The organism is Streptomyces malaysiense (assembly GCF_000980885.2).
Taxonomy (GTDB): domain Bacteria; phylum Actinomycetota; class Actinomycetes; order Streptomycetales; family Streptomycetaceae; genus Streptomyces; species Streptomyces malaysiense.
On the sequence record NZ_LBDA02000230.1, the window covers coordinates 1 to 426 of the forward strand.

Annotated in this window: 1 protein-coding gene; it reads left to right on the top strand. The window is 72.5% G+C overall.

Annotation, left to right across the window (positions count from 1 at the left end):
- Nucleotides 1–43: 43 nt before the first annotated feature.
- A partial coding sequence (locus VT52_RS35095; RefSeq protein WP_071387778.1) for a rhodanese-like domain-containing protein occupies nucleotides 44–426 on the top strand: 383 nt, incomplete at its 3' end.

Sequence of the window (426 nt, forward strand, 5' to 3'; positions counted from 1 at the left end):
CACACGCCGCACACGCCGCACACGACCAAGGACCGCATCCCCCATGACCATCACCGCCATCGAACCCCGCCAGGCCAAGAACCGACTGCACGAACTCACCGTCATCGACGTCCGCACCCCCGGCGAGTACGCCGGCGGCCACCTCCCCGGCGCCCTCAACATCCCGCTCGACCAGATCGAGCGCGCGCTGCCCGACATCCGCTCCGCCGCCGAACACGGCGAGATCCTCGTCGTCTGCGCCTCCGGCGCCCGCTCCGAGAAAGCCTGCGCCCAGCTCGCCCAGCAGGGCGTGCACACCGCGACCCTCGCCGGCGGCACCGGCGCCTGGGCCGCCCAGGGCCACGAACTCGACCACCCCGTGGCCTGCGACGTAAAAACGGCCTGGAGCATGGACCGGCAGGTCCGCCTCACCGCCGGCTCCCTCGT